Genomic DNA, 22,996 nt, shown 5'->3' with positions numbered 1-22,996 from the left:
GCCCTGCCATAGGTTGGGCAACCATCGGGCGAAGGCCGCGCCATCGCGTGCGGGCACACTGCGCCCATGTTCGCGCTCGCCCGCCGCCGCCCTGCCGCGCTCGCTCTGACCGTCGTCGGCGCGATCTATCTGGGCGCACTGGCCTATTTGATGCGCCAGTCTGGCGCCAGCCTGGCCGAGCCGCTGTTCCTGCTGGCCTGCCTGGGCGTGGTGTTCCCGCTGCTGGCCTGGGCCTGCACGCGCAAGCCGCGGCCGGTGCCGGCCACCGCCGAAACCGCGCAACTGCCCGGCACTCTGCTGTATCTGGCCGTGTTCGCAATCGCGGTGCTGGGTTGGGGTTTCAGCGCGGTCAATGCCGCATTCCCGCAGGAACCCGCGCAATCGGTGGTGCAGCTGGCGGTGAAGCTGGCGACCATGGTCGCGCTGCCGGCCTGGCTGTTCCTGGGCCTGCGCCTGAGCACGCGCGCGACCCTGCCGCCGCGCAGGCTGCTGCTAGCCTTCGTGCTGATGTCGCTGGCCTACCTGGCCATGCAGTCCGTGTTCGGCCGCGGCCTGACCACGCTGGGCGAACTGTCGCCGTCGGCGGCGACGCTGGTCTGGGCGATACCGCTGTGCTGGCTGTGGCAGACGCTGGAAGCGGGGCTGTGCGAGGAAGTGCTGTTCCGCCGCATCCTGCAGGAAAAACTCGCCATCGCCAGCCGCTCGCAAGTGGCCGCGGTGGCCTGGGCTTCGCTACTGTTCGGCCTGGCCCATGCGCCCGGCCTATGGTTGCGCGGCGCGCACCTGATGGAAGGCGTGGCCCAGGCCACGCCCGCCTGGGCCGTGGCCTATTCCATCGTGATGATCGCACCGGCCGGCATCGCCTTCGGCGTGCTGTGGGCGCGCACGCGCTCGCTGTGGCTGATCGTGCCGCTGCACGGCATGGTCGACCTGCTGCCGCAGCTGGCGCCGTTCATTCGGGCGTGGACGGGGCAGGCCTAAGCTCGCCGCGCCACGACGGCATCGAATGCGCGCCAGCTCCCTGTAGGAGCGGCGCAAGCCGCGACCGCGACACCACCCCTACAACGGAACCTCCGCCGCGAACCGCGATTTCGCGGTCGCGGCTCGCGCCGCTCCTACAGGCAGCGCCCGGAGATCCTCAAAGCATCGGCAGCTTCAGCCCCTGCTCGCGCGCGCAGTTCTGCGCGATCTCGTAGCCCGCATCGGCATGGCGCATCACGCCGGTGCCGGGGTCGTTCCACAGCACGCGCGCCAGGCGCTGGTCGGCGGCTTCGCTGCCGTCGCAGACGATGACCACGCCGGAGTGCTGCGAATACCCCATGCCCACGCCGCCGCCGTGGTGCAGCGACACCCAGGTGGCGCCGCCGGCGACGTTGAGCATGGCGTTGAGCAGCGGCCAATCGCTGACCGCGTCGCTGCCGTCCTTCATCGCCTCGGTCTCGCGGTTGGGCGAGGCCACCGAGCCGCTGTCCAGATGATCCCGGCCGATCACCACCGGCGCCTTGAGCTCGCCGTTGCGCACCATCTCGTTGAAGGCCAGGCCCAGCTTGTGGCGCAGGCCCAGGCCGACCCAGCAGATGCGCGCCGGCAGGCCCTGGAAACTGATGCGCTGCTGCGCCATGTCCAGCCAGCGGTGCAGGTGGGCGTCGTCTGGGATCAGTTCCTTGACCTTGGCGTCGGTCTTGTAGATGTCCTCCGGATCGCCGCTGAGCGCGACCCAGCGGAACGGGCCGACGCCGCGGCAGAACAGCGGGCGCACGTAGGCCGGCACGAAACCGGGGAAATCGAACGCGTTCTTCAGGCCTTCGTCGAAGGCCATCTGGCGGATGTTGTTGCCGTAGTCGACGGTGGGAATGCCCTGGGCGTGGAAGGCCAGCATGGCCTCCACATGCACGCGCATCGACCGCTTGGCCGCGTCGCGCACGCCGTTGGGGTCGCTCTTCTGCGCCTGCAGCCAGCGCTCCACGGTCCAGCCGATCGGCAGGTAACCGTGCACCGGATCGTGCGCCGAGGTCTGGTCGGTCACGCAGTCCGGGCGCACGCCGCGCTTGACCAGCTCGGGCAGGATTTCGGCGGCGTTGCCCAGCAGCGCGATCGACTTGGCCTCGCCGGCGGCCGTGTACTTGGCGATGCGCGCCAGCGCGTCGTCCAGGTCGGCGGCCTGCTCGTCCACGTAGCGGGTGCGCAGGCGCATGTCGATGCGGCTCTGCTGGCATTCGATGTTGAGCGAGCAGGCGCCGGCCAGCGAGGCCGCCAGCGGCTGCGCGCCGCCCATGCCGCCCAGACCGGCGGTCAGGATCCACTTGCCCTTGAGGTCGCCGTCGTAGTGCTGGCGGCCCATCTCGACGAAGGTCTCGTAGGTGCCCTGGACGATGCCCTGCGAGCCGATGTAGATCCAGCTGCCCGCGGTCATCTGGCCGTACATCATCAAGCCCTTCTTATCGAGCTCGTTGAAGTGCTCCCAGGTCGCCCAATGCGGCACCAGGTTGGAATTGGCCAGCAGCACGCGCGGCGCGTCGGCATGGGTGGGGAACACGCCCACCGGCTTGCCCGACTGCACCAGCAGGGTCTCGTGGTCTTCCAGCTCGCGCAGCGACTTGAGAATGGCGTCGAAGCTGGCCCAGTCGCGCGCGGCGCGGCCGATGCCGCCGTAGACCACCAGTTCGGCCGGGTTCTCGGCCACTTCCGGGTCCAGGTTGTTCTGGATCATGCGGTAGGCGGCTTCGCTCAGCCACGACTTGCAGGTCTTCTCGCTGCCGCGCGGGGCGCGGATGACGCGGCTGGGATCGTGACGGCTGGCTGCGGACATGGCGGTTTCCGGCATGGGGTGGGATGCGGAAATTATCGCGCCGCGTTCCGAGCCCCCACCAGACGGCGCAAGGCCGGACGTGGCCTTAATCGGGGGTTAGAGCGGCCTTTTTGCCGTCGCGAGCGGCAAAAGTATACGCTGTATACATGAGCGCACCCACCACCGCCGACCGCATCCTGCGCGCCGCCCGCAGCCTGTTCGAGCGCGACGGCGCCGACGCGGTCAGCATACGCCGCGTGGCCGAGTCGGTGGGCCTGACGCCGATGGCGCTCTACCGCCATTTCCCCAATCGCGAGGCGCTGTTGCAACGCATCAGCGACGACAGCTTCCAGGAGATCGCCCACCACTGGAGCGCGCGCAAGGAGGGCGGCGACGTGATCGCGCGCCTGCTCGCGATCCAGCGCATCTACCTGGACTACGCCCTCGCCCATCCGCACCTGTTCGACCACGCCTTCTCGATGCGCCGCGGCAACGCCCGCCGCTATCCCGAGGATTTCCGCGCGCGCCGCTCGCCGACCTTGAACGTGGCCGCCGACGTGGTGGAGGAAGCGCAGCGCGCCGGCGAGCTGCGCGAAGGCGACGCCTGGGATATCGCGATGACGCTGTGGGCGCATTCGCATGGGCTGATCGCGCTGTACCGCGCGGGACGTTTCAGCTACGACGAGCGCGCGTTCCGGGCGTTTTACGAGGCCTCGCTGGGCCGGCTGCTCGACGGCTTGCGCGCGTAGAGCGCGAAAAGCGAATCTTCCCCAGCCCTCCTTTTTCAAAGGAGGGAACCCATCACGGCGACTTGCTTGTCTTCCCCCTTTGAAAAAGGGTGAGAGCGTGCGCTTGCGAACCGCAGGTTCGCGCACGATCGAACGCCAGCAAGCTGTGCTTGCTGGCCGGAGGATTGAGGGGGATTTGCTTTTAGCCGTTAGAAGCCATCAACGAATCGACGGATCCAAGCGCCGCAGCGCCTCGTTGATATTGGTCTCGCCGGTGCTCTCGATATCGCCGCGCGTATACACCCGGCCATTGGCGGCCACGCAGCGCTTCTTGTCCTTGCCGCCCTGCGCATCCTTGGCCGCGCGGTCGCGGATATGGGTGCCCGTGTGGCGCAGGCAGTTGCGGTCCACCGCGCGGTCGGCCCGGGCTTCGGCCTGCAGCGAGGTCTTGGCCTGGGCGTCGGTGCCGGCCTGGGCGGACACGTCGGCGGTGGCGGACACGGTTTGCGCCGAGGCCGCGAAAGCGCAGGCCGCGATCAGGCTGGCGAGCAGTACACGTTTCATGGAACACCTCGGTATCGCGGGAAAGGGATAGGCCGTAGCCAAGGCCTCACCTTACGCCTCCGACCCTGGCCCCAGACCGAACGCGCGCCGGGCGTTTAGGCGCTCGTCAGCCTTGCGGGCAGGCCGTGGGCCGGTCGCGGCGGAACGCCAGGGCCTCGGCCTCGGTGGCCGGCCTGGGCGCCACGCCGTCGTCGAACAGCACCCGCCATACGCCGTCGGCGTCGCGGTGCCAGACCGAATGGAAGGCGCCGATGGCGTAGCGCTGCTTGGCGTCGGGCGCGCGGTCCTCGAACAGCGAGGGGCCGCTGGACCAGGCCACGTCCTGCGCCCCGCCGATGGTGACCCGGGTGGGGTACCACTCCAGGCGCACCGCCTTGCCCTCGACGATGCCCGCCCAGCGCTCGGCGATCGCGGCGCGGCCGCGCGTGGGCTCGACGCGGCTGGCGCCGAAGGCGGCGCCGTCGCGCAGGTGCGCGGCGAACGCGGCCGCGTCGTGGTCGGCCACCGAACGGGCGAAGCTGAGCTCGCGCGCCCACACCTGGCATTCGGCCGCGCTGTGCGCCGGTACCGGCGGCGGCGCGGCCGGCGTCTGCGCGCACAGCGGTGCCGACGCGGCCAGGGCCAGGACGGCAACGCAGCGACGGAAGGCGATGGCGCGCATGACGGCTCTCCAGGCAAAGGGCCAGGCCACTATCGGCACAGGCCCGCGCGCGCGCCAGCGGCGGAAGTCATGGCGACGTCTAGCCGCAATCTGCGGCCGCTATCATGCGGGCATGCGTTTCCATGCCCCCGCGGCCGCCGCCGCCCTGCTCGCCCTGCTGCTGTCCGCCTGCGCCACCGCGCCGCGCCCCGCCGCGACCGAGCCCGCGCCGCTGCTGCTGATCTCCATCGACGGCTTCCGCTACGACTATTTCGACCGCGGCCTCACGCCCAACCTGGCGCGCATCGCGCGCGAGGGCGTGCGCGCCGAGTGGATGAACCCCTCGTACCCCTCGCTGACCTTCCCCAACCACTACACCCTGGTCACCGGGCTGCGTCCCGACCACCACGGCGTGATCCACAACAGCATGCTCGACCCGGAGTTGGGCACCTTCCGCAACGCCGACCCGGTCGCCGTGGGCGACGGCCGCTGGTGGGGCGGCGAGCCGATCTGGGTCGGCGCGGAAAAGGCCGGCCTGCGCAGCGCGACCCTGTTCTGGCCGGGCAGCGAAGCGCCGGTGCAGGGCGTGCGCCCCAGCCGCTGGCGCGTGTACGACGAAAAAGTCAGCGACAACGCGCGCGCCGACGAAGTGCTGGCCTGGCTGGGCGAACCGGCGGCCACGCGTCCGCGCGTGATCACGCTGTACTTCCATGCATTGGACAAAGCCGGGCACGAATACGGCCCGGATTCGGCGCAGACGCGCGACGCGTTGCGCAGCATCGACACCGCGCTGGGCCGGCTGATCGACGGGCTGGCCGCGCGCGACCGGCTGGACCAGGTGAACATCGTGGTGGTCTCCGACCACGGCATGGCGACGGTGCCGCCCGGTCAGGCCATCGCGGTGGAAGACATGGTGACGATGGAGGAAGCCGCGGTGACGTCGATCGGCCAGTCCATCGGCATCGCACCGCGCCCCGGTTTCGAGGCGGCGGTGGAGCGCAAACTGCTGGGCCGCCACGAGCACTACGAATGCTGGCGCAAGCAGGAATTGCCCGCGCGCTGGGCGTACGGCCGCCACCCGCGCGTGCCGCCCATCGTCTGTCAGATGGACGAAGGCTGGGACGCGATCCTGCGCGCGAATCTGGCCAAGCGCCCCAACGCCGATCGCGGTTCGCACGGTTACGACCCCGCGCTGGCCTCGATGCGTGCGATCTTCCTGGCGCGCGGCCCCGCGTTCCGCCAGGGCGAGCGCATCCCTGCGTTCGACAACGTCGACGTCTATCCGTTGCTGGCGCGGCTGATCGGCATCGAGCCGGCAAACAACGACGGCGACATCGCGCCGCTGTTGCCGGCGCTGCGCGACACGCCGGCGCCTTAACGCACCTCGATGTTCCAGGACACGCTGCGCACCGGCGCCACGTCTTTTTCCCAGGCGCGGCGGTAATCCAGGCGCAGCACGCCCCGGCCCTTGGCTGCTGCACGGAAACGCCAGGTCTGGGTACCGCCGCCGCCGACCGCGCCCGGATTGGACAGAGCCATCGACGGTTCGCCCATCTGCTCGATCACGCCGGCCGCGGCGGTGGTGTCGACGATCCAGCCGTAACCGGTGCTGGGATTGGCCTCCAGGTCCAGCACCACGACCTCGCCCGGTTGCAATTGCACCGGGCCGTTGGCGTCGGCGACGACCAGGCGGCGTTCGCCGGTCGTGGACGCCGCGCCCGCCGAGTCGGCCGAGCTGGCGCAGCCGGTCAGGCTGGCGGCGATCGCGCAGGCGGCGAAGAAACGGTTCATGGCGGCTCCTTCCGATGGCGGTGGCCGCAGTATGCGCCCGGATGAGCCGGCCACGTTCATGTCCGAATCCGGCGAGTCCGGGCGCCTCGCCGGTGCTAGCCTGGGGTCCATGGCCTTCCAACCCGCTCCCGCCGCCCCCGAGACCCTGCCGCACTGGCGCGTTTGCGAGCAGGCGCGGCTGAGCCGCGACCCGCGTTTCGACGGCCTGTTCTTCACCGCCGTCACCAGCACCCGCATCTATTGCCGGCCGGTGTGTCCGGCGCCCGCCGCCAAACGCGAGAACGTGGTCTATTACGGCAACGCCGCGGCCGCCGAAGCCGCGGGCTTCCGCCCCTGCCTGCGCTGCCGTCCCGAGCTGTCGCCCGGCGACGGCGCCTGGCGCCGCGGCGACGCGGCGGTGGCGCGCGCGCTGAAACTCATCGACCAGGGCCTGCTGGCCGAACAGCCGCTGTCGGCCCTGGCCGCGCGCGTGGGCCTGGGCGAACGTCAGCTGCGGCGTTTGTTCGTCGACCGCCTGGGCGCCGCGCCGATCGGTGTGCACGGCACCCGCCGCCTGCTGTTCGCCAAGCAGTTGCTCACCGAAACCGCGCTGCCGATCACCGAGGTGGCCATGGCTGCCGGCTTCGGCAGCCTGCGCCGCTTCAACACCGCTTTCCGCGACGCCTACCGCATGGCCCCGCGCGATCTGCGCCGGCGCCCGAACGAAGACGCGACGGCCGGCCGCGACACCCTGGTGCTGCGCCTGGGTTACCGCCCGCCGTACGACTTCGCCGCCATGCTGGACTTCCTGCGCGGTCGCGCCCTGCCCGGTGTGGAAGTCGTGGATGCGCACAGCTACGCGCGCGTGATCGGCACGGTCGGAACCGGTCCGATCGAACACCCGGGTTGGCTGCGCGTGAGCGCCTGGCCCGGCGGCGAGCACGCGCTGAAACTGGAACTGCACGGGCCGGCGCCTTCGCAGTTGCTGCAGATCATCAACCGCCTGCGCCGCATGTTCGACCTGGACGCCGACCCCGGCACCATCGCCGATGCGCTGTCGGTGGACCCGCGCCTGCGCCCGCTGCTGCAGCAACGCCCGGGCCTGCGCCTGCCCAGCGGCTGGGACGGCTTCGAAATTTCGGTGCGCGCGATCCTGGGCCAGCAGGTCAGCGTGGCCGCCGCGCGCACCCTGGCCGCGCGCCTGTCGCAGCGTTTCGGCCGGGCTCTGGAAACGCCGTTCGCGCCGGGGCTGGAGCATCTGTTCCCCACGCCCGAAGCGTTGGCCGATGCCGACCTGCAGCAGATCGGCGTGACCCGCGCCCGCGCCGACACGGTGCGCACGGTCGCGCGCGCGCTGCTGGACGGCCGCGTGGACTTCCGCGCCGAGCGCGTGCTCGACGACTTCGTCGCGCGCTGGGTCGCCCTGCCCGGCATCGGCCCCTGGACCGCGCACTACATCGCGATGCGCGCGCTAGGCCACCCCGACGCGTTCCCGGCCGACGATCTGGTCCTGCAAAAGGCGGTGCCCGAGGACGGCGTGCGCATGAGCGCCAAGGCGCTGACCGCGCGCGCCGAAAGCTGGCGCCCCTGGCGCGCCTACGGTGTGATCCACACCTGGCGCGACAGCATGACCGTGCCGCTGGCGCGCGCCGCCGCGCCGGCCGCGGCACCGAAGAAGTCGCGCAAGGCCGCATGAGCACGATTCGTTGAGCACGATTCGTTGAGCACGATTCGTTGAGCACGATCCGATGAGCACGATCCGACTCAAATCCGGCGCTGTCACCTGGCAGCGCATCGCCAGCCCGGTGGGCCCGCTGCTATTGGCCAGCGGCGAGGACGGCTTGCGCCTGATCGAATTCGAAGCGCCCTGGCACCCGGTGGCGATGGACGCGCACTGGCGCGAAGGCGACGACGCGGTGCTGCAGGCCGCGCGCGCGCAGCTGGACGAATACTTCGCCGGCAGCCGCCGCGAGTTCTCGTTGCCGCTGGCGCCGCACGGCACCCCGTTCCAGCTGCAGTGCTGGCGCACGCTGGCGCTGATCCCGTTCGGCGCGACCTGGAGTTATGCGCAGATGGCCCGGCATATTGGCCAACCCAGCGCCACGCGCGCGGTCGGCGCGGCCAACGGCCGCAACCCGCTGCCCATCGTGCTGCCCTGCCACCGCGTGATCGGCGCCGACGGCAGCCTGACCGGCTTCGGCGGCGGCCTGCCGACCAAGCGCTATCTGCTGGAGCTGGAGGGCGCGCTCGCGCCCGCTACCGACGATCTATTCGGTTAGCGCGCTGCGCCGGGCGTGAGCGTCTGCCACGTCCAATCATTCCCGCCAATGCCCCGATTCGTCATTCCCGCGAAGGCGGGAATCCAGACCGAGGCCATAGCCGCCCCCGGGGCCAGATAACCAGCATGGATTCCCGCCTTCGCGGGAATGACAGCAAAGGAAGAAGCGGTCCCGACCTACACCGCCGAAACGCTGGCGCCCCTCACAACCGCGCCCACTCCTGGCGCAAGCCGATCGCATGGATCGCGCCGATCGTCAGGCAAATCCCCGAACTGACCAGCCAAAAGGTCAAGCTGTTGCCGGGAATGCGCGCCATCAACGGCACGAACGCCAGCCCGCGCAACAGATAGACGCCGGCAACCGCGCACAGGGCCAGGCGCAGCAGCGGCAAGCGCGGCAACATGCCCGCGCCGGACAAGGCGTACAGCGACCACAGCGCGAGCACCGCCGTTACCGCCAGGGTGATCGCGCCGGCCTGCCACTGCCCGGCCTCGGCCATGCGCGCCATGCGTTCGCCCGCGCCGAAGAACCGGTACCACGACGGCCCGAACGCGATGCAGCCCAGATGGGCCAAGGCAGCGAGCGCGCTGAGTATCCCGCCCGCGAGCAGGAACGGATTGATTGCTGCCGCCACGATCAGTCCGCGGCCAGCAGGCCGCGCAGGGTGTCGGCGTAACGCGCGGCCACCGCATCGCGGTCGCGATGGCGGCCCTGCGCGACCACGCGGCGTCCGCCGACCCAGGTCTCACGCACCGCGCGGCGGTTGCCGGCGAACAGCCAGCGATCCAACGCGTCCTCGTCGCGCGCGCCGGCGAACACCGGCGCGGCTTCGTCCAGCACCACCGCATCGACGTACTCGCCCACGCGCAGCGTACCGATCGCGTGGCCGCTGGAATCGCCGGCGCTGGCGGCGACGCCGCGCATCAGGGTCTCGCCGACGCTGGGCGTCTCCACGCTCACCGCGATGTTGCGGTGACGGGTGATCAGGCGCTGGCCGTACTCGAGCCAGCGCAGCTCCTCCACCGGGCACACCGAGATATGCGAATCCGAGCCCACGCCCCAGCGCCCGCCGGCGTCGAAGTACTCGCGCACCGGGAACAGGCCGTCGCCCAGATTGGCCTCGGTGGTGGTGCAGATGGCCACGGTGGCGCCGCTGCGCGCCACCGCCTGGGTTTCCTCGGAGGTCAGATGGGTGGCGTGGACCAGGGTCCAGCGCGCGTCCACCGGCGCATGATCCAGCAGCCACTCCACCGGGCGCGCATTGCGGATCGCCAGGCAGTCCTGCACCTCGCCGATCTGCTCGGCGATGTGGATGTGCACGCGCGCATCGCTAGGCAGCGCGGCCAGGGTCTGGGCCATGGCCTGCTCCGGCACCGCGCGCAGGCTGTGCAGGGCGCAGCCTACCGCGACGCCGTCGCCGGCATCGGCGCGCAGGATCTGCAACAGGCGCAGGTAGGCGTCCACGTCGTGGCCGAAGCGGCGCTGGCGCTCGCCCAGAGGGCGGCCGTCGAAACCGCCGGTCATGTACAGCACCGGCAGCAGGGTCAGGCGGATGCCGGTGTCGCGCGCGGCGGCAATCAGCGCGCGCGACATCGCCGCCGGGTCGTCGTAAGCGCGGCCGTCGGGCGCATGGTGCAGGTAGTGGAATTCGCAGACCGTGGTGTAGCCGGCTTCCAGCATCTCCACGTACAGCTGCGCGGCCACGTCGTACAGGCTCTGCGGGCTGAAGCGCGCGGCGAAGCGGTACATGGTCTCGCGCCAGGTCCAGAAGCTGTCGCTGGGGTCGGTCTGGCGCTCGGCCATGCCGGCCATCGCACGCTGGAACGCATGCGAATGCAGGTTGGCGATGCCGGGCACGACACGGCGGGTGCCGCTGGCGGTGCCGGGGTCCAGCGCGGCCAGCCGGCCGTCGTCGCCGATGCGCAGGCCGACGTCGCTGCGCCAGCCCTCCGGGGTCCACAACGAAGTCGCGTGCAAGGTTTCCATACGCGGATTCTAAACATTCGGCCCGCCGCCGATGCCGCCTGGCGCGCACCGTCCGCCGCAGAGGGCTCGGCCAGAGCGCCTCGGCTAGAATCGCCGCATGAGCCCGACCGCCGACCGCCCCGCCCCATCCGCCGCCGTACCGCAGGATCGGCTTTACGACGGCCTGATCCTGGGCGTGCACCTGGCTACCCTGGATGGCGAGGGCTACGGCGAGATCGCCGATGGCGCGCTGGGCTGGCGCGACGGCCTGCTCGCTTACGTGGGTCCGCGCTCGGCCCTGCCCGGCGCGCCCGAGGCGCTGGCCGCGCAGGTGATCGAGAGCGAAGGCTGGATCACCCCCGGCCTGGTCGATTGCCACACCCACCTGGTGTTCGCCGGCGACCGCGCGCGCGAGTTCGAACTGCGCCTGCAGGGCGCCAGCTACGAGCAGATCGCGCGCGCCGGCGGCGGCATCGTCTCCACCGTGCGCGCCACCCGCGAGGCCGACGAGGACGCATTGCTGCGCCAGTCGCTGCCGCGCGCGCGGACGCTGGTGAACGACGGCGCCACCACCTTGGAGATCAAATCCGGCTACGGCCTGGACTACGCCAACGAACGCAAGATGCTGCGCGTGGCGCGGCAGGTGGGCCAGACCCTGGGCATACAGGTGCGCACCACCTACCTCGGCGCGCATGCGCTGCCGCCGGAATACGCCGGCCGCAGCGACGAATACATCGATGCGGTCTGCGAATGGCTGCCGCGCCTGCATGGCGAAGGCCTGGTCGATGCGGTCGATGCGTTTTGCGAAGGCATCGGCTTCAGCCCCGCGCAGACCCGGCGCGTGTTCGAGGCCGCGCGCGCGCTGGACCTGCCGGTCAAGCTGCACGCCGACCAGCTCAGCGACCTGGGCGGCGCGGCGCTCGCGGCCGAGTTCTCCGGCCTGTCGGCCGACCATGTCGAGTACACCTCCGAGGACAGCGTGCGTGCGATGGCCGCGCACGGCACCGTGGCCGTGCTGCTGCCCGGCGCCTTCCACGTGCTGCGCGAAACCAGGCTGCCGCCGCTGGACGCGTTCCGCGCGCACGGCGTGGCCATGGCCGTGGCCACCGACTGCAACCCCGGCACCTCGCCGCTGCAGTCGCTGCGGCAGGCGATGCAGCTGGCCTGCACCCACTTCCGCCTGACCCCGCTGGAGGCGTTGCGCGGCGCCAGCGAACACGCCGCTCGCGCGCTGGGCCACCGCGATCGCGGCGTGCTCAAGCCCGGCGCGCGCGCCGACTTCGTGCGCTGGACCATCGGCCACCCGTCCGAACTGTGCTACTGGTTGGGCGGCGCCTTGGCCGGCGACGTCTATGCCGGCGGCCGCCGCGTGGGTGGCGCGGGCTGAATCCCGAAATCGCGGTTTCCCTTTCCTAGCCGAGGATCACCGAATGCGCACCCTGCTCGCCCTGGCCTGCACCCTCGCCCTGACCGCCGGCGCCGCGCGCGCGGACGAACCGCTGAGCGCGGCGCAGAAGTTCGCGCGCGAGTCGGTCATCGTCGACACCCATATCGACGCGCCCACCGAGCTGCTCAAGCATTGGAACGATCTGGGCCTGGACGCGCCCAAGGTCGAATTCGACTACCCGCGCGCGCGCCAGGGCGGCCTGGATGTGGCCTTCATGTCCATCTACACCTCGCCCGAGCAGGACAAGGCCGGCACCGCGTGGCAGATCGCCAACACCCAGATCGACGGCGTCGAAGCCATGGTCGGCCGCCACCCCGACAAGTTCGCGATCCTGCGCTCGCCCGACGACTACCGGCGCCTGGTCGACGGCGGCCGCGTGCTGCTGGCGCTGGGCATGGAGAACGGCGCGCCGATCGAAGGCGATCTCAAGCGCCTGCAGCAGTTCCATGCGCGCGGCGTGCGCTACATCACCCTGGCGCACAGCCACAGCAACCGCATCGCCGACGGCTCCTACAGCCTGGATCGTCCGTGGAAGGGTTTGAGCCCGTTCGGCGCGCAGGTGATCGCGGAGATGAACCGTCTGGGCATCATGGTCGACGTGTCCCACCTCAGCGACGACGCCACCGTGGCCGCGCTGGCCGCCAGCCGCGCGCCGGTGATCGCCAGCCACTCCGGCCTGCGCCATTTCACCCCGGGCTTCGAGCGCAACCTCAGCGACGAACTCGCTCAGGCCATCGCCAAGAAGGGCGGCGTGGTCCAGATCGTGTTCGGCAACGGCTTCGTCGACCCCAAGACCGCCGCCGACACCACCGCCTACTTCCGCGCGCGCCCCGAGTTCGATCGCGCCCAGGCCGAGGCGGCCGCGCGCGGCGAGAAGCCCAAGACGGTGGAAGAGTTCGACCAGCAGTGGGAGCGCGACCATCCGCCGCACCCGGTCAAGATCGACGCCGTGCTCGACCAGATCGATTACGCGGTGAAGCTGCTGGGCGTGGACCACGTCGGCATCGGCTCGGATTTCGACGGCGTGGGCGGCGCCTTGCCCGAGGGCCTGCGCACGGTCGCCGACTACCCGAACCTGATCGCCGGGCTGCAGGCGCGCGGCCATAGCGATGCGGACATCCGCAAGATCCTCGGCGAGAACCTGCTACGGGTGTGGCGCGAGGTGGAGGCGGTGTCTAAGGCTGCGCGGTAAGCGCCACGAAGGTGGGCGGCGCCGCGAGGGTGTCGCTGCGCGTGCCCTCACCCCAACCCCTCTCCCGCAAGCGGGAGAGGGGCTAAAGCAAAGCGGCGGCGGATGCATTCCCTCTCCCGCCTGCGGGAGAGGGCTAGGGTGAGGGGGTGAGCGCAGCGAATGCTCTTGACCCTCGCTCGGGCACCGAACTCACCGTCCCAACAGCAGACCCGGAGGGCGGCGCACAGGAGGTGCGCCGTTTTTCGCTGGCACAGGGATGTGCCAGCGAAAAATCCCCGCGCAAACTCCGATCTCGCACGGGAGCTCTGGCCAAGCGTTTTTCTTTGGTTACTTTCTTTTGACGCTTATCAAAAGAAAGTGACCCGGCCGCTTGCGGACGGAAGCTGTTGCTGTTGCTTCAAAGCAGCACCCCCACACACCTTCGCGAGTTCGGAGCGGATCGCGGCTCACGCCGCTCCTACAGAAAGCACATCCCGCAGAGACCGAAGCGTTCGACGTAGTTGAGGATTCGCGGTCGCAGCTTGCGCAGCTCCTACGGGGGGCAAGCGTGGCGTTCGTCGCAGGTGCGGATTCGCGGTCGCAGCTTGCGCAGCTCCTACACGGGGCGCGCGTGCTCTCGTCGCAGGTGAGGACTCGCGGTCGCGGCTTACGCCGCTCCTACCCCAAGGCGTCTGGCGCCACAAACGAAAAACCCCGCCGGGGCGGGGTCTTTCGGGTCACGCCGCTGCCGGCGCTTATTCCTTGGTGGCGGCCTTCTTGGCCACGACCTTCTTCGCCGCCGGCGCCTTGGCCACGGCCGGCTGCTTGGCGGTCTTCTTGGCGGGCGCGGCCACCGCGCCGGTAGCCTTGGTCACAGCCTTGCGGGCGTTGCCGTAGCTGGAGTTGTAGCGCTTGCCCTTGGCGGTCTTGCGGTCGCCCTTACCCATGGTCGTGCTCCTGAATTAAATGTACTGCGGAATGCGGTTTTAGCCGATGCGACGGCGCGCCGGACGGGCGCGGTCGACGGTCGATCGGGCCCGCGCGTCGCGCGCGAGGCTGCGCAGCCTAGCACAAGCCGCCCTTTCCGGCCCCGGGGCCGCTCAGTGCGCGCAGCTGGCGTCGTGGATATGGCCGTGGTTGAGGCGCAGATTGGCCAGATGGGCCAGGCCGACCAGGGTCCCGCCCAGGGTCATCACGATCGCGTGCGGCACCACCGAATGGTGCAGCGGCGAATACAGCACGCCCAGCCACAGGATCACCAGGCCCGGCGCCAGCAGCGACAGCGCGCGCACGGCGTGGTGGCGGCGATAGCCCCAGATCACGCTGAACAGCCCCAGCAGGCTGGCGAAGATCACGAAGGCCAGCTCGAAACTGTCGTCGAACCAGCCGGCCACGCCCAGGGTCGGCAGGGTCGCGATCAGCAGCGGCAGCAGCGCGCAATGCACCGCGCACAGCAGCGAGCCGAAGGCACCAAGACGGTCTAGCAGGCGGCGGGGTCGGGAGGGAGGCATGGGCAGGGGTGACTTTCGGGGGATACCGGGACCGGTTTTGTAATACTATAACATTTCGGACCCCCAACACCGTCACTTTACCTCATGCCCAGCTCCCCGCGCCTCCCATTGCGTCGCCTTCCCCTCGTTTTGGCACTGGTCGCCGCCCTCCCCCTGGCCGCCGCGGCGCAGACCGCGCCGACCTCCAGCCACGACGACCACGACCCCACCGACCTGGCCGCGGTGGAAGTGCAGGCCACGCCGCTGGCCGGCACCGCCGAAGACCTGGCCCGCCCGGTCGAAGTGCTGGCCGGCGAGAAGCTGGACGAAGCCAAGGCCAATTCGCTGGGCGAAACCGTGGGCAAGCTGCCAGGCGTGCAATCGTCCTACTTCGGCCCCGGCGTGGGTCGCCCGATCATCCGCGGCTTCGACGGCGCACGCGTGCAGGTGCTCAGCGACGGCCTGGGCTCGGGCGATGTGTCTACGGTCAGCGTCGACCACGCGGTCAGCATCGAGCCGTTCCTGGCCGATCAGATCGAAGTGCTCAAGGGCCCGGCCACCCTGCTCTACGGCAGCGGCGCCATCGGCGGCGCGGTCAACGTGGTCGACGGCCGAATTCCCGAGCGCGCCACCGAGCAGCCGCTGCAGGGCCGCGCCGAGCTGCGCGGCAACACCGTCAACGACGAGCGCACCGGCATGTTCCGTCTGGACGGCACCTCGGCTTCGGGCAACTTCGTGTTCCACATCGACGGCCTGCACCGCGAAACCGGCGACTACGATATTCCCGGTTACGCCGAAAGCAAGGCGCACATGGCCGAGGAAGGCGAGACCCCGGATCCGGCCGACAAGGGCGTGCTGCGCAACAGCTTCGTGCGCACCGACAGCGGCGCGCTGGGCCTGACCTGGGTCGGCAGCCGCGGCTACCTGGGCGTGGGCGCGAGCCTGTTCGACACCCGCTACGGCGTGCCCGGCCACGAGCACGAACACGGCGACGACGACCACGGCCATGGCCCGGACGACGAACACGCCGAAGGCGAAGAAGGCGGCGTCAGCATCGGCATGGATCAGCGCCGCTACGAAGTGCGCGCCGGTCTGGACGACTTGGGCCCGTTCAAGTCGCTGCGCGCCAAGGTCGCGCGCACCGACTACACCCACACCGAATACGAGGGCGAGGAAGTCGGCACCGTGTTCGACAACGACAGCACCGAAGCGCGCGTCGAGCTGGTGCACCGCCCCTGGGGCGGCTGGGACGGCGCGTTCGGCCTGCAATGGGGCCAACGCGAATTCTCCGCGATCGGCGAGGAAGCCTTCGTGCCCGGTTCCAAGTCGCGCGACGCCGGCCTGTTCTGGCTGGGCGAGCGCAACTTCGGCCCGGTCAAGGTCGAACTGGGCGCGCGCCACGACCAGAACAAGATCGACGTCGACGATGCCGTGGTCGAAGCCACCGGCCTGATCCGCCCGGACCGCGACTTCAACACCACCAGCCTGTCGGCCGCATTCAAGTGGAACCTGAGCGACGACCTGCACCTGTCCTTCGGCCTGGACCGCGCCCAGCGCGCGCCCACCGCCGAGGAGCTGTACTCCAGCGGCCTGCACGTGGCCACCGGCAGCGTCGAGGTCGGCGATACCGAGCTGGACCCGGAAACCGCCAACCGCGCCGAACTCGGCCTGCACTGGCACCACGGCCCGTTCAAGCTGAGCGCATCGCTCTACCACGTGCGTTACGACGACTTCATCTACCTGGCCGACACCGGCATCGAAGAGCACGATGGCCCGGTGCGGGTGTGGGCGCAGGACGACGCGCGCTTCACCGGCGCGGAAGCCGAGTTCAACTGGGCCTTCGCCGACAATGCCAGCGGCGCCTGGGAACTGCGCGTGTTCGGCGACGTGGTACGCGGCAAGTTGGCTGGTAGCGGCACTCGCGAGCTGGAGTTCTCGGTGCCGCACGGCGACCACAGTCACGACTACGTGGTGGACCTGGCGCGCGGCGGCAACCTGCCGCGCATCGCGCCCTCGCGCGTGGGTGGCGAGCTGCGTTGGGAACGCGCCGGCTGGCGCGCTTCGCTGGGCGCGGTGCGCTATGCGCGCCAGGACGAGGTCGCACAGTTCGAAAGCGAAACCCCGGGCTACACCCTGGTCGACGCGCACCTGGCCTGGCATTCGGACACCCCGGCCGGCAACGCCTGGGAAGTGTTCCTGGACGGCAGCAACCTGCTGGACGAGGAAGCGCGCGCGCACACCTCCTTCCTCAAGGACGTGGCGCCGCTGCCGGGCCGCGGCGTGGCCTTCGGCGTGCGCATGTTCTTCTGATCGCGTCCGCGCGGCAGCGCATCCGTCAGTCGGATGCGCCGCCGCCGCTGCCGCCGCCGCAGTGCCGTCCGGCTTCGGACGGTCGCTGCGGCGGCGCGGTGTTATTTACGCGTCGTTTTCTTCGGCTTGGCCGCGGCCTTCTTCGCCGCAGCGGCCTTGGCGCCGCCGGCCACCGGCCGCTTCACCGGCTTGCCCGCCGTCACCGGCTGCGCGCGCAGCGTCTGCAACTGCCCGGCCGTGGCCTCCAGCGCCTTGCCGATCTGCTCCACGATCACCGCTTCGGCGGCGCGCAGGCTCTCGGCGATGCCCTCGATGGCCAGGCCGTCGTGGTCGCGCATGATCGAGGCCAGCTTCTGCTCGTCCTCCGGCAGCTTGGCCGCCAGCAGGTTGACGAAGGTGCCCAGCACCGCCCGCCGCATGTCCTGCAGCGGCAGCAGCGACAACGGCGCTTCGCCTTCCTTGCGTTCGGCCTGCGCCTGCGCGGTATCCAGCAAACGCGCCAGGCCCGAACCGCGCCCGGCCGTGGCCAGCATGCCGTCGACCACGTCCGCCAGCGCGCCCTGGCCCAGGCGGCCCAGCAGCACTTCCTCCGCCGCACGGCCGATCTTCAACAGCGGATCCCAGGGGCAGGGATGCGGATGCGGCAGCCGCAGTTCGGCGATCTCGTAGTCGAAGCGCAGCGCCGCCGCGACCAGGAACGGCCAGCAGTAGCGGCGGCCGATCGGCGCCAGCCAGCGCACGGCGTTGAGGTAATAGGCGCGGATCTTCTGGTACTCCGGCGTGGGCAGCCCGCCGGCGTACAGGCCCGTGCGCGGCAGGCCGGTGGTCGGGTCGTTGCCCGCGCCGGAACCGTTGAGGTTGATGTTGACGAAGTGGTGCCAGGTCGCGTCGCAGACGATGCGTCCGGCCGCGGCCGGATCGCCGTCGTAGGCCGAGATCGCGCCGAAGCTGCGCGGGTACACCGGCGGCTTGGTGCCGCTGGCGGTGGGCGCACCGCTGACGATGAAACGGCCCGCGGACATCGACACCGCCACCACCACCGGCGCGATGCGCGCGCCGCCGCCGCTGGGCGCCGGCCATTCCTCGATGCCGGCGAAGTTGCCGGCCACCGGCGTGGGCGCCAGGCAGCGGCTCTCGTGCGGATGATCGGGCAGGTAGTCCACCGCGCCCGAGCTGTGGCGCAGCACCGGGTGCACCGCCCAGGTCGAGGCGACGAAGGGATCGCCGCCGTTGGAGAAGAACACCGGAAACATGCGCTGCGGAATCGCGTCGGCCTGGTCGTTGAACTGCTTGATGCCGTCCGCGCCGGGTTCGAGCACGGTGTCGTGGCGGTCCACCGTGGCCATCGGAATGCTGGACCAATCGCGCATGCTGCGGATGCGCGGCAGGTTCGCGCCCATGCCCGCGCCGATGGTGTCGTGGTCGCCGGTAGCGAACATGCCGCCGCCGTCGCGCATGAACTGGGCGATCTTCTGCTGCTCGGCCGGCTGCAGCGCGGTGGTGCTGAAGGCGAACAGCCAGATCTGATCGTAGTTGGCGACGGTCACCGCAGTGGCGGCGGTGGCGAAGTTGTAGTTGCCGGCGATGCTCAGTCCCGCGCCGGCGCCGGAACGGTGCGCGGTAATCACCGTGTGGCCCGCGTTGCGCACGATCTGCACGAACTCGGACAGGCCGAAGCCGCCGGTGCCGAAGTCCAGCGAACTGTCGGCGACCATCAGGATGCGCTGCGGACAGGGGAACTTGTAGAGGATTTCGATGAACGGGTTGCCGTTGATGAAGATATCGCCAGGCATGTATGTCTCCTTGTCGTGTCGACTGTCGGCGCGCCGTGGGCGTCGCCGGTATGGCGGCCGGGTTGGCCGCGTAACTCCATGTGCCCGGGTAAACGCATGGGCTTTGCCGAATAGGACAAACGGGCGCGACTGGGCTACAGGCGCGCGGCCGGTGACCGCTGCGGTCTGCGCGCTGCGTTTTTCGCGCCCGTGCGAGCGCCCGAGCTTGCGTCGCTCGGCCAGATAGGTGTATATGCACTCTAATTCCATGCATATGCACCTAATGGCCCCTCGCCCGCCACCGAAGTCCCGTGCCGCCGCCGTCGCCCCGCCACCCGCCGGCGCCGCATTGCCGCGCTGCACCTGCTTCCGGGTGCGCAAGCTCACCCGGCTGATGAGCCAGCGCTACGACCAGGCGCTGGCGCCGGCCGGGCTCAATCTCAACCAGTATTCGATCCTGCGCCGCGCCGACGCGGTGCCGCGCAGCATCGGCGAATTGGCGCTGGTGCTGGGCATGGACCGCACCACGCTCAGCCGCGACCTCAAGCCGCTGATCGCCGCCGGCTGGGTCGACACCGCGCCCGGCGAGGACGCACGCCAGCGCCGCGTGCGCGTGACCGCCGCCGGCCGCCGCACCATCGCCCGCGCCGAGCCCTTGTGGCTGGGCGCGCAGGACGACATCGAACGCAGGCTGGGCACCGCCGGCCTGCAAGCGCTGCACGAACAGCTCGATCTGGCGATCGGGCACCTGAAGGAACGCGACGCATGAACCCCACCGACGCACCTCCCGCTCCGCGCTACTGGCCGCTGGTGATCGCGGCGACCTTGATGCTGATGATCACCATGGGCGTGCGCCAGTCGCTGGGCCTGTTCGTCAAGCCCATCGGCGCCGACACCGGCCTGACCATCGCCCAGATCAGTTTCGCCCTGGCCATCGGCCAGTTGGTGTGGGGCGCGGTGCAGCCGCTGTTCGGCGCGGTCGCCGACCAGCGCGGGCCCGGACGGGTGCTGCTGCTGGGCAGCGCGCTGCTGGTGGCGGGCATGGCGCTGGCGCCGATGTTCGCCAGCGAATGGGGCCTGTTGCTGACCCTGGGCGTGCTGGCCGCGGCCGGTGCGGGCGCGGGCAGTTTCTCGATCCTGATCGGCGCCACCGCCGCGCGCGTGCCGGCGCAGAACCGCTCCATGGCCGCGGGCGTGATCAACGCCGGCGGTTCCTTCGGCCAGTTCCTGTTCGCGCCGTTCGCGCAGGCGGTGATCAACGCCGCCGGCTGGGCCGCGGGCATGTGGGCGCTGGCCGCGGCCGCGCTGGCGACGATTCCGCTGGCCTGGCCGCTGCGCCGCAAGCGCGAAGCGGCGACGCCCGCCACCGCGGCGGCGGCGGCCGCGCCTGGCATAGGCTTGCGCGAACAACTGCGCATTGCCCTGCGCGATCGCAGCTACTGGTGCCTGCACATCGGCTTCTTCACCTGTGGATTCCACATCGCCTTCCTGGTCACCCATCTGCCCAGCGAGATCGCGCTATGCGGTTTGTCCGACAACGTGTCGGCGGTGGCGCTGGGCCTGATCGGCCTGTTCAACGTGGCCGGCAGCCTGGCCGCGGGCGCGCTGGGCCAGCGCTACCGTATGAAGTATCTGCTGGCCGCGATGTACGCCAGCCGCGCGGCGATGGTCGGCATTTACCTGATGGCGCCGCCCACGCCGCTGACCTTCTACGTGTTCGCCGCCGGCCTGGGCCTGACCTGGCTGGCTACGGTGCCGCCCACCGCCGGCCTGGTCGGCAAGCTGTTCGGCCCGCGCTACTTGGGCACGCTGTTCGGCCTGACCCTGCTCTCGCACCAGATCGGCGGTTTCTTCGGCGCCTGGTTCGGTGGCCTGGCCATGGCCAAGTTCGGCGACTACAGCTGGATGTGGTACGCCGACATCGTGCTGGCGCTGCTGGCCGCGGCGGCCAATCTGCCGATCCGCGAGGCGCGGGTGCAACGAGCCGTGTTGCAGCCGGCGTGAGGCCTTGCTTTAGCTTTGGGGTAGGAGCGGCGTAAGCCGCGACCGCGCAACTTCGATAGCGATACGGGTCGCGGCTCACGCCGCTCCTACCCCAAGGCGGCGTGTCGAAGAAGCCGCAACTTCAGGCCTTAGCCTTGGCCTCGACGCAATCCGCGCACAAGCCATGCACTTCCAAGGTCTGCGCCTGCGGCACGAAGCCCAGTGCGCGGGCGCGGGCATCGAGCAGGTCGACGATGCGCTCGTCCTCCAGCTCGGTCGCCGACTGGCAGTTGTCGCAGATCAGGAACGGCACCGCGTGCTGGGCCGCGCCGGGATGGTGGCAGCCGACGTAGGCGTTGATCGAGGCGAGCTTGTGGATGAAGCCGTGCTCGAGCAGGAAGTCCAGCGCGCGGTACACCGTGGGCGGCGCCGCGGCGTCGTGGGTGGCCTTCATCTGGTCGAGCAGGTCGTAGGCCTTGATCGGGCGCCCGGCGTCGGCGATCAGCCGCAGCGCGTGGGCGCGGATCGGAGTCAGACGCAGGCCGCGCTGTTCGCAGGCCCGCTCCACCTCGTGCACGAAGGCGTCGCCGTCGTGGACATGGTGCTGGGGGTCGGTGCAGGCGTGGCTGGCGTTCATGGCGGCCTCCGGGGCGCGGATGCGCTCGACTCGCTTATTCGGGAATCTTAATGAGGGCGGCGTCGATGCGCTGCAAGGCCCCGTCGCGGCCGGCCAGGTAGACCGTATGCGAGATGTCGGGGCTGACCTGGGTGCCGGTGATGGCCACGCGCAGCGGCTGGGCGACCTTGCCCATGCCGATGCCCAGGGCCTCGGCGGCGGCGTGCAGGGCCGCGGCCACGCCCTCGGCGGTCCACGCGTCCAGCGCGGCCAGGCGGCTGCGCGCCTCGGCCAGCGGCGCCTGCGCGGCCGCGGTCAGGTGCTTGGCCACGGCGGCCTCGTCGTACTGCTCCAGCGGGCGGTACCAGACCGCCGCGCGCTCGGCCATGTCCTTCAGGGTCTGCACGCGGTCGCGCAGCGCCACCACCACGTCGGCCGGCGCCGGGCCCGCGGCCAGGTCGTAGCCCAACTCGCGCAGGTGCCATTCCAGGTGCCGGGCCACGTCGGCCGGAGCGTCGTTCTTCAGGTACTGCTGGTTCAGCCAGCCCAGCTTGGCCGCGTCCAGGCGCGAGGCCTTGGAATTCACGTCCTCGAGCTTGAACAAGCGGGTCATTTCCTCGATCGAGAAGATCTCCTGATCGCCGTGCGACCAGCCCAGCCGCACCAGGTAGTTCAGCAGCGCGTGCGGCAGGTAGCCGGCGTCGCGGTACTGCATCACGTCGGCCGCGCCGGTGCGCTTGGACAGCTTGTTGCCTTCCTCGTCCAGGATCATCGGCAGATGCGAGAAGCGCGGCACCGGCGCGCCCAGCGCGCGGTAGATGTTGATCTGGCGCGGAGTGTTGTTGACATGGTCGTCGCCGCGCACCACGTCGGTGATCGCCATGTCCAGGTCGTCGACCACGACGGCGAAGTTGTAGGTGGGATAGCCGTCGGCGCGGAAGATCACCAGGTCGTCGAGTTCGCTGTTGGCGATCTCGATGGTGCCCTTGACCTTGTCCTCGAACGTCACCGTGCCCTCGAGCGGGTTCTTGAAGCGGATCACCCGGTTGGGATCGTCGCGGTAGGGCTCGTTGCGGTCGCGGTAGGCGCCGTTGTAGCGCGGCTTCTCCTTGGCCGCCATCGCCGCGTCGCGCGCGGCGGCCAGCTCCTCCTTGGTCTCGTAGGCGTAGTAGGCGGTGCCGGCGGCGACCATCTGCTCGGCCACTTCGCGGTAACGCGCCAGGCGCTGGGTCTGGTAGATCGGGCCTTCGTCGTAACCCAGGCCCAGCCAGTCCATCGCCTCCAGGATCGCGTCGATCGCGGCCTGGGTGCTGCGCTCCTGGTCGGTGTCCTCGATGCGCAGGATGAACTGCCCGCCCGCGCGGCGCGCCTCCAGCCAGCAGTACAGCGCGGTGCGCGCGCCGCCGATGTGCAGGTAGCCGGTGGGACTGGGGGCGAAGCGGGTGCGGCAGCTCATGCGGGGCTCAGGGGGGC

At 70.4% G+C, this 22,996-nt stretch carries 21 protein-coding genes; 10 read left to right on the top strand and 11 right to left on the bottom strand.

The genetic code is table 11. The annotated features are described in order from the left end of the window. Nucleotides 1–66 precede the first annotated feature (66 nt). The gene (locus DX914_RS00750) at nucleotides 67–981 is read left to right on the top strand and encodes a CPBP family intramembrane glutamic endopeptidase (RefSeq protein WP_115857183.1); all 915 of its coding nucleotides are present in this window, start codon (nucleotides 67–69) and stop codon (nucleotides 979–981) included. Nucleotides 982–1,138: 157 nt separating this feature from the next. Here the strand turns inward: DX914_RS00750 and hutU are convergent, their stop codons facing one another. Then, nucleotides 1,139–2,809, bottom strand: a complete 1,671-nt coding sequence (hutU, locus tag DX914_RS00745) for a urocanate hydratase (RefSeq protein WP_115859069.1) — start codon at nucleotides 2,807–2,809, stop codon at nucleotides 1,139–1,141. Between the two features lie 146 nt (nucleotides 2,810–2,955). Between hutU and DX914_RS00740 the strand changes: the two genes are divergently transcribed. Beyond that, nucleotides 2,956–3,537, top strand: coding sequence for a TetR/AcrR family transcriptional regulator (locus DX914_RS00740; RefSeq protein ID WP_115857182.1), 582 nt, complete (start codon nucleotides 2,956–2,958; stop codon nucleotides 3,535–3,537). Between the two features lie 198 nt (nucleotides 3,538–3,735). Here DX914_RS00740 and DX914_RS00735 read toward each other — a convergent pair whose 3' ends face one another. Then, complete coding sequence (locus tag DX914_RS00735; protein WP_115857181.1) at nucleotides 3,736–4,080, bottom strand: hypothetical protein; 345 nt, start codon at nucleotides 4,078–4,080, stop codon at nucleotides 3,736–3,738. Between the two features lie 106 nt (nucleotides 4,081–4,186). After that, a complete protein-coding gene (locus DX914_RS00730; protein ID WP_115857180.1) occupies nucleotides 4,187–4,741 on the bottom strand; it encodes a YybH family protein in 555 nt (184 codons plus the stop codon). Between the two features lie 112 nt (nucleotides 4,742–4,853). On the opposite strand from DX914_RS00730, the gene DX914_RS00725 reads away from it, so the two are divergent. Further along, entirely contained in the window at nucleotides 4,854–6,098 is a 1,245-nt protein-coding gene (locus tag DX914_RS00725; RefSeq protein WP_115857179.1) for an alkaline phosphatase family protein, read from the top strand. Here DX914_RS00725 and DX914_RS20155 read toward each other — a convergent pair. After that, on the bottom strand, nucleotides 6,095–6,511 hold the full coding sequence (locus tag DX914_RS20155; RefSeq protein ID WP_158549167.1) for a protease inhibitor I42 family protein: 417 nt from the start codon (nucleotides 6,509–6,511) through the stop codon (nucleotides 6,095–6,097). The genes DX914_RS00725 and DX914_RS20155 overlap by 4 nt on opposite strands. A gap of 109 nt (nucleotides 6,512–6,620) precedes the next feature. Between DX914_RS20155 and DX914_RS00715 the strand changes: the two genes are divergently transcribed. Together DX914_RS00715 and DX914_RS00710 are read left to right on the top strand one after the other, a co-directional pair. Next, nucleotides 6,621–8,186, top strand: coding sequence for a DNA-3-methyladenine glycosylase 2 (locus tag DX914_RS00715; protein WP_115859067.1), 1,566 nt, complete (start codon nucleotides 6,621–6,623; stop codon nucleotides 8,184–8,186). Nucleotides 8,187–8,238: 52 nt separating this feature from the next. Next, a complete protein-coding gene (locus DX914_RS00710) occupies nucleotides 8,239–8,769 on the top strand; it encodes a methylated-DNA--[protein]-cysteine S-methyltransferase (protein WP_115857178.1) in 531 nt (176 codons plus the stop codon). Between the two features lie 202 nt (nucleotides 8,770–8,971). Here DX914_RS00710 and DX914_RS00705 read toward each other — a convergent pair whose 3' ends face one another. Together DX914_RS00705 and DX914_RS00700 are read right to left on the bottom strand one after the other, a co-directional pair. Next, nucleotides 8,972–9,403 carry a hypothetical protein gene (locus DX914_RS00705; protein ID WP_115857177.1) on the bottom strand — a complete coding sequence of 144 codons (432 nt, stop codon included), beginning with the start codon at nucleotides 9,401–9,403 and terminating at the stop codon, nucleotides 8,972–8,974. Between the two features lie 2 nt (nucleotides 9,404–9,405). Beyond that, entirely contained in the window at nucleotides 9,406–10,755 is a 1,350-nt protein-coding gene (locus DX914_RS00700) for a formimidoylglutamate deiminase (protein WP_115857176.1), read from the bottom strand. A 97-nt stretch (nucleotides 10,756–10,852) separates the two neighbouring features. On the opposite strand from DX914_RS00700, the gene hutI reads away from it, so the two are divergent. Together hutI and DX914_RS00690 are read left to right on the top strand one after the other, a co-directional pair. Then, nucleotides 10,853–12,121 carry an imidazolonepropionase gene (gene hutI, locus DX914_RS00695; protein ID WP_115857175.1) on the top strand — a complete coding sequence of 423 codons (1,269 nt, stop codon included), beginning with the start codon at nucleotides 10,853–10,855 and terminating at the stop codon, nucleotides 12,119–12,121. Between the two features lie 43 nt (nucleotides 12,122–12,164). Further along, nucleotides 12,165–13,373 carry a dipeptidase gene (locus DX914_RS00690; RefSeq protein WP_115857174.1) on the top strand — a complete coding sequence of 403 codons (1,209 nt, stop codon included), beginning with the start codon at nucleotides 12,165–12,167 and terminating at the stop codon, nucleotides 13,371–13,373. Nucleotides 13,374–14,107: 734 nt separating this feature from the next. Here DX914_RS00690 and DX914_RS00685 read toward each other — a convergent pair. After that, nucleotides 14,108–14,299, bottom strand: a complete 192-nt coding sequence (locus tag DX914_RS00685) for a 30S ribosomal protein THX (RefSeq protein WP_115857173.1) — start codon at nucleotides 14,297–14,299, stop codon at nucleotides 14,108–14,110. A 153-nt stretch (nucleotides 14,300–14,452) separates the two neighbouring features. Beyond that, a complete protein-coding gene (locus DX914_RS00680; RefSeq protein ID WP_115857172.1) occupies nucleotides 14,453–14,863 on the bottom strand; it encodes a MerC domain-containing protein in 411 nt (136 codons plus the stop codon). Between the two features lie 84 nt (nucleotides 14,864–14,947). Here DX914_RS00680 and DX914_RS00675 point away from each other — a divergent pair, with 84 nt between their 5' ends. Continuing rightward, entirely contained in the window at nucleotides 14,948–17,152 is a 2,205-nt protein-coding gene (locus tag DX914_RS00675) for a TonB-dependent receptor (protein WP_115857171.1), read from the top strand. Nucleotides 17,153–17,253: 101 nt separating this feature from the next. Here DX914_RS00675 and DX914_RS00670 read toward each other — a convergent pair whose 3' ends face one another. Further along, nucleotides 17,254–18,945: a hypothetical protein gene (locus tag DX914_RS00670; RefSeq protein WP_115857170.1), complete on the bottom strand. Its 1,692-nt coding sequence runs from the start codon at nucleotides 18,943–18,945 to the stop codon at nucleotides 17,254–17,256. A gap of 328 nt (nucleotides 18,946–19,273) precedes the next feature. Between DX914_RS00670 and DX914_RS00665 the strand changes: the two genes are divergently transcribed. Together DX914_RS00665 and DX914_RS00660 are read left to right on the top strand one after the other, a co-directional pair. Continuing rightward, nucleotides 19,274–19,693 (top strand): MarR family winged helix-turn-helix transcriptional regulator, encoded by a 420-nt coding sequence (locus tag DX914_RS00665; RefSeq protein ID WP_231118080.1) that lies wholly within the window; start codon nucleotides 19,274–19,276, stop codon nucleotides 19,691–19,693. Next, nucleotides 19,690–20,928, top strand: a complete 1,239-nt coding sequence (locus tag DX914_RS00660; protein WP_115857168.1) for an MFS transporter — start codon at nucleotides 19,690–19,692, stop codon at nucleotides 20,926–20,928. The genes DX914_RS00665 and DX914_RS00660 overlap by 4 nt, the downstream gene beginning before the upstream one ends. A gap of 121 nt (nucleotides 20,929–21,049) precedes the next feature. On the opposite strand, the gene DX914_RS00655 is transcribed toward DX914_RS00660, so the two are convergent. Beyond that, nucleotides 21,050–21,544, bottom strand: a complete 495-nt coding sequence (locus tag DX914_RS00655) for a transcriptional repressor (RefSeq protein WP_115857167.1) — start codon at nucleotides 21,542–21,544, stop codon at nucleotides 21,050–21,052. A 34-nt stretch (nucleotides 21,545–21,578) separates the two neighbouring features. Continuing rightward, the gene (gltX, locus tag DX914_RS00650; protein WP_115857166.1) at nucleotides 21,579–22,979 is read right to left on the bottom strand and encodes a glutamate--tRNA ligase; all 1,401 of its coding nucleotides are present in this window, start codon (nucleotides 22,977–22,979) and stop codon (nucleotides 21,579–21,581) included. Nucleotides 22,980–22,996 lie beyond the last annotated feature (17 nt).

This window comes from Lysobacter silvisoli, from assembly GCF_003382365.1.
Taxonomy (GTDB): Bacteria; Pseudomonadota; Gammaproteobacteria; order Xanthomonadales; family Xanthomonadaceae; genus Lysobacter; species Lysobacter silvisoli.
The sequence above is the reverse complement of the archived record's forward strand: the minus strand, read 5'-3'. Positions and strand labels throughout refer to the sequence as shown.